The sequence below is a fragment of the Roseovarius halophilus (ex Wu et al. 2025) genome, assembly GCF_047086965.1.
The window spans coordinates 1-7,276 of record NZ_JBKOTX010000238.1 but is presented as its reverse complement, the minus strand read 5'-3'; the positions used below and the strand labels follow the sequence as shown (position 1 = coordinate 7,276).

Sequence of the window (7,276 nt, the reverse complement as noted above, 5' to 3'; positions counted from 1 at the left end):
ACCCTGCCCGGCGGCGTCCCGGTCGACCTGCGCCGCAGCCTGCGCCCGCTGGTGATCGGGGGGCTGCTCTGGGGCGCGCCCGTAGCGCTGGCTGCGCTGGCCGGGGCCGAACTTCTGCTTGCCCTGGGGCTGTTCTTCTCCAAGCTGGCCGTTGTGACCTTCGGTGGGGCCTATGCGGTGCTGGCCTACATGACGCAGGAGGTCGTGACCGCCCAGGGCTGGATCACCACCGGGCAGATGCTGGACGCGCTTGGGCTGGCCGAGACCACGCCCGGCCCGCTGATCCTCGTGACCGAGTTCGTCGGCATCACCGCCGGGTTGAACGCGGGCGGGGCCGGACTGGGCCTGCTGGCGGGGCTGATGACCCTCTGGGTGACCTTCGTGCCCTGTTTTGTCTATATCTTCGCAGGCGCGCCGCTGATCGACTGGCTGGAACACCGCCCCCGGATCAACGCGGCCCTCACCGCCATTACCGCCGCCGTGGTCGGGGTGATCGCCAACCTCTCGGTCTGGTTCGCGGTGCATGTGCTTTTTGCCTCGGTGGCGCGGCAGCGCCTGGGGCCGCTGCAACTGCTCGTCCCCGACTGGGCCAGCTTCCAGCCTGTGGCACTGGCGCTGGCGCTGCTGGCCGCGGCCCTGCTTTTGTGGCGAAAATGGCCGCTGTTGCAGAGCCTTGGCACGGTGACCCTGGCCGGTGTCCTGATCGGTTTGTTCTAGCCCCTTTCCCTCGGGGCCGAATCCCGTATGCTGATCGGAACAGAGCGAAGGACAGACCCCGTGACCAGCACCATCGACTACGGCAACCTGATGCACGAGGCCATGCGCGGCCTGATCCGCAAGGTGCTGCGCCGGGTCGAACAGGAGGGCCTGCCGGGCCAGCACCATTTCTTCATCACGCTGGACACCCTGCACCCGGATGTTGAAATCGCCGACTGGCTGTCCGACCGCTATCCGGGCGAAATGACCATCGTCATCCAGCACTGGTTCGACAACCTCACCGTCAGCGAGGACGGCTTTGCCATCACGCTGAACTTCGGCGACGCGCCCGAGCCGCTGTATATCCCCTATGACGCGATCAAGACCTTCGTGGACCCTTCGGTCGAATTCGGCCTGCGCTTCGAAACCCAGGAAGACGACCCCGGACCCGATGCCGAGGACGCCCCCATGGACGAGATGGCCGAGCCCGACGCCGAAGACGCGGACCATACGGAGGCCGAGGTCGTCAGCCTCGACAAGTTCCGCAAGTAGCCGCCCCGGCCCGCCAGCCGGGCCAACGCGGCATTGTGACAGTTGCGGTCACGGTGTCAGGGCGGTATTTGGCATACAACGGCATACCGCAAGGACACCTCCATGACCCAGACCCACCCCGAGACCCGCACGGAATCCGACAGCTTTGGCCCGCTTGAGGTCCCCGCCGACCGCTACTGGGGCGCCCAGACCCAGCGCAGCCTGATGAACTTCCCCATCGGCTGGGAAAGGCAGCCCGTCGCCATCGTTCGTGCGCTTGGCGTGATCAAGCAGGCCTGCGCCCAGGCCAATCGCGACAGCGGCAAGCTGGATGCGACACTGGCCGATGCCATGATCGCGGCCGCGGGCGAGGTCGTGGCAGGCAAGCTGGACGATCACTTTCCGCTGGTGGTCTGGCAGACCGGCTCGGGCACGCAATCAAACATGAACGCCAACGAGGTGATCTCGAACCGCGCGATCGAGATTCTGGGCGGGCAGATCGGCAGCAAGGACCCGGTGCATCCCAACGATCACTGCAACATGGGGCAATCCTCGAACGACACCTTCCCCACGGCCATGCACATCGCCTGCGCCATGACGGTGCATGACACCCTGCTTCCGGGGCTGGAAAAGCTGCTGGCCGGGCTGCGCGCCAAGGCGCAGGAATTTCACGACATCATCAAGATCGGCCGCACCCACACGCAGGACGCCACGCCGCTGACCCTGGGCCAGGAATTTTCCGGCTATGCCCAGCAGGTCGAGAACGGGATCGAGCGGATCAAGCAGGCCCTGCCCAAGATCCACGAACTGGCCCAGGGCGGCACCGCCGTGGGCACGGGGCTGAACACCGCCCCCGGCTGGGACACCACCGTCGCCGCCAACATGGCAGAAATCGCCGGGCTGCCTTTTGTGACGGCCCCCAACAAGTTCGAGGCCCTGGCCGCCCATGACGCGATGGTCTTCATGTCCGGCGCGGTCAAGACCACCGCCATGGCCTGCTACAAGATCGCCAACGACATCCGCTTTCTGGGCTCGGGGCCACGTTCGGGGCTGGGCGAGCTGATCCTGCCCGAAAACGAGCCGGGTAGCTCGATCATGCCGGGCAAGGTGAACCCGACCCAGGCCGAGGCCCTGACCCAGGTCTGCGCCCATGTGCTGGGCAATGACGCGGCGATCTCCTTCGCTGGCAGCCAGGGCCATTTCGAGCTGAACGTCTACAACCCGATGATGGCCTACAACCTGCTCCAGTCCATGCAGCTGTTGGGCGATGCCGCCGACAGTTTCACCGAACGGATGCTGACGGGCATCCAGGCCAATGAGGCGCGCATCGAGAAGCTGATGACCGAATCGCTGATGCTGGTCACGGCGCTGGCCCCGACCATCGGGTATGACAATGCCACCACCGTGGCCAAGACCGCGCACCGCAACGGCACCACGCTGCGCGAACAGGCGGTCAAGCTGGGCTTTGTCGATGAAGAGACCTTCGACCGCGTCGTGCGCCCCGAGGACATGATCGGCCCGAAATGAGCGTCGTGAACCTCGGCAAGCATCGCAAGACCAAGGCACGGGCCGAACAGAAGGCCCGCGCTGACGAGAATGCGGTCAAGCACGGTCGCACGAAGGCGCAGAAATTGCTGGACACCGCGCGCGAGGAAAAGGCCCGTCGCCACCTGGATCAACAGCGGTTCGATGACGAGTGACCGGGCGGCCCGTCAAGCACTCGCTCACGCTGCGCGGGCACCGCACCAGCGTCTCTCTGGAAGAGTCCTTCTGGCGCGAATTTCGCCGCCTTGCCGCCCAAAGGGGCCGGACGATCAACGGCCTGGCCATCGAGATCGACGAGGCGCGCGGCGATGTCGGACTGGCCTCGGCGATCCGGGTCTTCGTGCTGGCGGCGGTCAAGGCCGAAGCGGACCCCGACGCCTGAGGCGCCGCCCACTTAATCCGTGCGCGGTTCCAGCCTCAGCCAGATGCCATCACGCGCCCGCACGGTCAGATGTGCCACGGGCACCGGCGCGCGGCCCGCCACGGGGCGCAGACGATACCGCCGCAACAGCATGGACAGCAGCAGCGTTCCTTCCACCATCGCGAAGCCCGCCCCGGTACAGACCCGCGGCCCCGCCGAGAAGGGGATATAGGCATCGCGCTGGCAGGCCTTGCCGTTCTCGGTGTCCCAGCGGGTGGGATCGAACCCGTCGGGATTGTCCCACAGCCGGGTGTGCCGGTGCAGGTGCCAGGGCGAAAGCACGACCTGGCTGCCCCTCGGCGCGGTACGGTCGCGCATGGCTTCGGCCTTGCAGGTCTCGCGCACCATCATGGGCACCGGCGGATAGAGCCGCAGCGCCTCGCGGAAAACGTCGCGGCTGATCTTCAACTGCGACATCACCCGAAAATCACAGCCCCCGTCCAGCGCGCGCGCCTCTTCGGCGACCCTGTCCTGCCACGCGGGATAAAGCGCCAGGAGGTAGAGCGTCCAGGCCAGGGCACTGGCGCTGGTCTCGTGGCCTGCCAGAAAGAAGATTGCCACCTGGTCGACCATTTCCTCGGTGCCGAAACGGTCGCCGGTCTCCGGATCGGCGGTGGTCATGATCTTGGTGGCCAGATCGTCGGGGGCGGTGCCTGCCGCGATCTGCGCCATGCGATCCTCGGTCAGACGGGTGATGAGGGCGCGAATCTCGCGCGCGGTGCGCCGGGTCTCGCGCTTGAAAAAGCGCGGCATCCAGCGCGGCACCCGCAGGAAGGCGGCCAGGTTCAGGATCGGCTGCGTGCGTTGATGCGCCTTGAACTGGTCGAAGACCTGCCGCGCCACCTCGTGCTCGATGGGGATGGAAAACAGCGTGCGAAAGATCACGTCGGCGGCGGCATGGCTGGTCTCGGGTTCAACGTCGAAGGGGCCGTCTTGCCCCGCCCGGCCGAAGCGGTCCACCGCCGCCTCGCCCGCCGCCCAGATGGCCGGAAAGGTGTCGCGCAGCCGTCCGCCCTCGAAGGCCGGGTCGATGATGCGGCGCTGGCGTTTCCAGGTCGCGCCGTTGGTCAGGAACACGCTCTCGCCCAGCAGGGGGCGCAGCCCTGCGCCAATGCGGTCGGACTTGGGGAAGTCGTCGGGCCGGTCCTTGAGCACGCGCCGCACCAGCGCCGGATCATTGGCGAGATAGGACCGGAAGAAGGGCGTTCGGAACTCGGCCATCCAGGCGCGGTAGAGCTTGGCCGGCTGCCCCGACAGGATATCGGCACGAAACAGGCGCATGTGGCGCCAGAGCGAGACCCGCTCAGGCCGAGCGGGCGGTTTCGGAGGAATCGGCGTCATGGGTCATGCTTGTGTATTTCGAGGCCGGCAGGTCAATGCGCGATTTCGACGGGGCGCGGCCCTCGAAACGCCGCGCCAGGGTCCAAGGCCCGGCCGTGATTCGGAAATAGTCGTAGTCGCCCGGCCGGTCGAAGGCGCAAAGATACTGGAAATGCAGCCGGAAGAAGCGCCAGCGCAAGGCCTTCCAGCGCGCCGGCGAGAGGGTCTGCGTGAAGGCGGCCGAGAGCACCAGCGGCCAACGCTTGCCCGTCTCAGGGGCGACGCCGGACACCGCCACCGGATCGCACAGGGCAAAGGCGCAAACGTCGCCCGGGGCGGTCACGTCCACCCAGGTCAGCTCGCTGCGTTGCGACAGGAAATGCAGGTCGGTGCGCAGGCGCTCGGCGCGGGGCAGGAAAGACACCATGGGTACAACCTGTCCCAAACTGAGAAAGGCCAGCGCGGGACCATCCCCGGGCACCTCGCCCGCGCGGATCAGGTCCGCCAGCACCGAGATGGCCAGATGCGCGCCCGAGGAATGCCCGACCACCAGCACCTCGTCGACCGGGTCGTTCAGGGCCTGGGCGATGGTGGCACGAAAGTCGGCCATGCGCGCCTCCAGCTCGGGCGGGTCGGCGCCCATCCAGCGCGCCGAGAAGGCATAGTCGTGCATCAGGTAGTAAGCAAAGAACCGCCCGTCTTGCTGCTTGAACCAGGTCAGCACGCGCCAGGCCACCACCCCCCCGAGCGCCCAGGTCAGGACAACCCGCGCGACAGCTTGCACGGTGTCATCCACCGGCGACGCGGTAAAGGCCGCACCCCCCGCGGTCAGGCCTAATGACAGGGCCCGGGCGGCCAGGACCGCGGCCAGCAGCGCCAGCAGCGCCTGCACGATCAGCATGCCGACGGGGTAGAGCGCGGCGATCACCGGCCCCTTGCGCAGCCGCATGAGCCGCCACAGCGCACCGGTGCCGATATAGGCCCAGGCCGTCCGCACCAACTGGCCGTAGGTCGCCGCGATGGACTTGCCCATGGAGCCGCGCACGATGTCCGACCAGACCAGCACGTCGATCCGCGCCTCGGTCCGCTTGCCGTCGATCCGGCTCTCGGCGCTCCAGCCGAAGGTCTTGCCGCCCGAGCGGGGCGCGATCGAGACCGCGTAATCGGACATCGCCCCCTGGGCGGCGGCTTCGCGGCGGTAAAGCTCGCGATACCGGCGCGGGTGAATCGGGTCGTAGCCGGGGATGTAGAACACCCGGCGGCGTGCGACGTCGCGATGCGAATCTCTGGCCATGGGGCATGCTCTTGCTGACGGCCCGGCCAGACTAGCCGCGATCACCGGCGAGGATAAGGGCGCGCAAAACTCGCGAGGCGGAGCCGTTTGAGGCAAAAGGCAGCCCGCCCGGCATCGGGTCTCAGCCAAGGGTGGCCAGCGCCGGGAAGGCCTCCAGCAGCCAGTAACTGAAGGCGGTGAACTGACCGGTGATCATCATCACGCCCACCAGCACCAGCAAGCCGCCCGAGGTCTTCTCGATCGTGCCCATGTGGCGTTTCATCCAGCCCATGACACCGGTCAGGCGGGGAAAATACGCCGCGACCAGCAGGAAGGGAATCCCCAGGCCCACCGCGTATGCCGCCAGCATCGTCACACCACGCCCGATATCGGCCTCGGTTGCCGCCAGCCCCAGGATCGCGCCCAGGATCGGGCCAAGGCAGGGCGTCCAGCCAAAGGCGAAGGCCAGCCCGAGCACATAGGCGCCCACAGCCGAGCCGCCCCGGTCGCCGGCGTCCACGCGCATCTCGCGGTCCATGAAGGCCACCCGGTAGAGCCCGAGGAAATGCAGGCCAAAGCCGATGATCACCACCCCGGCGATGGTCAGCATCCAGTCCTGGTAGGCCAGCAGCATCCGCCCCAGCCCCGAAGCTGCCGCCCCGAGCAGCAGGAAGATGGTCGACAGGCCCAGCACGAAAAACAGCGCTGCGCCCAACGCCTTGCGCCGCGAGGCGGCGTCGCCCTCGCCCATGTCCGAGAGGCTGACGCCGCCCATGTAGGCCAGATAGGGCGGAACGATGGGCAGCACGCAGGGGCTGAGGAACGACAACACCCCGGCGGACATTGCAATCAGCAGCGCGGGCAGGAGCGAGGCGTCTAGAAAGGTCTCGGCGGCGAACATGGCACCCTCTGATCCGTTTTCCCCCAGATAGCGATTGCGCGGGCAAAGGTCACGCCACTCTTTGTCACAGGGGCGTCAGTCGCGCAGAACTGGACAAGCCGGGCGGATTGGCACATGAGGCCGGGCATGCGCACCGAGACCCCCCTGGATGCCCGCGGGCTGAAATGTCCCCTGCCCGTCCTGCGGGCCGGCAAGCTGCTGCGCACCATGGCGCCGGGCGCGCGGCTGCGGGTGCTGGCCGACGACCCCGTCGCGGTGATCGACATCCCGCATTTCTGCCAGGAGGCCGGGCACGTGTTGCTTGAGCAGGGCGAATGCGATGGCCACCAGATCTATCTGATCGAACGCGGCCCGCGCCCCTGACCCCGCATGCAAAACCGCCGCGCCCGATGGGGCACGGCGATTCTCTGGTGGTGTCAGCGTGTTAGCGGCCCAGGGCCCACCAGCCGCGCCGCTTGGGCGTAGCCGGTTTCCCGGGGGCCGTTTCGGCCTTTTCCGGGTCCGGGGCGGCCTCGGCCTCGGCGGCCGGTTCCGGCGCGGCCTCGACGGGGGCCGGTTCCGGTTCGGGCGTAGGCTTGGGCGCCTCGGC

The 7,276-nt window shown here is 67.7% G+C and carries 9 protein-coding genes; 6 read left to right on the top strand and 3 right to left on the bottom strand.

Annotation, left to right across the window (positions count from 1 at the left end):
- The 5 genes from ACH107_RS28025 to ACH107_RS28005 form a co-directional block, all read left to right on the top strand.
- Positions 1–717: chromate transporter (locus tag ACH107_RS28025; RefSeq protein WP_412509003.1), on the top strand; the 717-nt coding region annotated here is incomplete at its 5' end.
- Between the two features lie 60 nt (positions 718–777).
- Positions 778–1,248, top strand: coding sequence for an SspB family protein (locus ACH107_RS28020; protein ID WP_310691983.1), 471 nt, complete (start codon positions 778–780; stop codon positions 1,246–1,248).
- Positions 1,249–1,350: 102 nt separating this feature from the next.
- On the top strand, positions 1,351–2,754 hold the full coding sequence (gene fumC / locus ACH107_RS28015) for a class II fumarate hydratase (protein WP_412509002.1): 1,404 nt from the start codon (positions 1,351–1,353) through the stop codon (positions 2,752–2,754).
- Entirely contained in the window at positions 2,751–2,927 is a 177-nt protein-coding gene (locus ACH107_RS28010) for a DUF4169 family protein (protein ID WP_310691985.1), read from the top strand. The genes fumC and ACH107_RS28010 overlap by 4 nt, the downstream gene beginning before the upstream one ends.
- Positions 2,924–3,154: a ribbon-helix-helix domain-containing protein gene (locus tag ACH107_RS28005; protein ID WP_310691986.1), complete on the top strand. Its 231-nt coding sequence runs from the start codon at positions 2,924–2,926 to the stop codon at positions 3,152–3,154. Before ACH107_RS28010 ends, ACH107_RS28005 begins: the two co-directional genes overlap by 4 nt.
- Before the next feature lie 12 nt (positions 3,155–3,166).
- Here the strand turns inward: ACH107_RS28005 and ACH107_RS28000 are convergent, their stop codons facing one another.
- The 3 genes from ACH107_RS28000 to ACH107_RS27990 form a co-directional block, all read right to left on the bottom strand.
- Entirely contained in the window at positions 3,167–4,534 is a 1,368-nt protein-coding gene (locus ACH107_RS28000) for a cytochrome P450 (RefSeq protein ID WP_412509000.1), read from the bottom strand.
- Positions 4,497–5,807 carry a hypothetical protein gene (locus ACH107_RS27995; protein ID WP_412508998.1) on the bottom strand — a complete coding sequence of 437 codons (1,311 nt, stop codon included), beginning with the start codon at positions 5,805–5,807 and terminating at the stop codon, positions 4,497–4,499. Before ACH107_RS27995 ends, ACH107_RS28000 begins: the two co-directional genes overlap by 38 nt.
- A 121-nt stretch (positions 5,808–5,928) precedes the next feature.
- Positions 5,929–6,687 (bottom strand): cytochrome c biogenesis protein CcdA, encoded by a 759-nt coding sequence (locus tag ACH107_RS27990; RefSeq protein WP_310691652.1) that lies wholly within the window; start codon positions 6,685–6,687, stop codon positions 5,929–5,931.
- Positions 6,688–6,813: 126 nt separating this feature from the next.
- On the opposite strand from ACH107_RS27990, the gene ACH107_RS27985 reads away from it, so the two are divergent.
- Positions 6,814–7,050, top strand: a complete 237-nt coding sequence (locus tag ACH107_RS27985) for a sulfurtransferase TusA family protein (protein WP_310691651.1) — start codon at positions 6,814–6,816, stop codon at positions 7,048–7,050.
- The last annotated feature ends 226 nt before the right edge of the window (positions 7,051–7,276 follow it).

Bases quoted from the DNA above. Each gene is read 5' to 3' on its own strand.
- fumC (WP_412509002.1), top strand. From the start codon at position 1,351: ATGACCCAGACCCACCCCGAGACCCGCACGGAATCCGACAGCTTTGGC.
- ACH107_RS28010 (WP_310691985.1), top strand. From the start codon at position 2,751: ATGAGCGTCGTGAACCTCGGCAAGCATCGCAAGACCAAGGCACGGGCC.
- ACH107_RS28000 (WP_412509000.1), bottom strand. From the start codon at position 4,534: ATGACGCCGATTCCTCCGAAACCGCCCGCTCGGCCTGAGCGGGTCTCG.
- ACH107_RS27995 (WP_412508998.1), bottom strand. From the start codon at position 5,807: ATGGCCAGAGATTCGCATCGCGACGTCGCACGCCGCCGGGTGTTCTAC.
- ACH107_RS27990 (WP_310691652.1), bottom strand. From the start codon at position 6,687: ATGTTCGCCGCCGAGACCTTTCTAGACGCCTCGCTCCTGCCCGCGCTG.
- ACH107_RS27985 (WP_310691651.1), top strand. From the start codon at position 6,814: ATGCGCACCGAGACCCCCCTGGATGCCCGCGGGCTGAAATGTCCCCTG.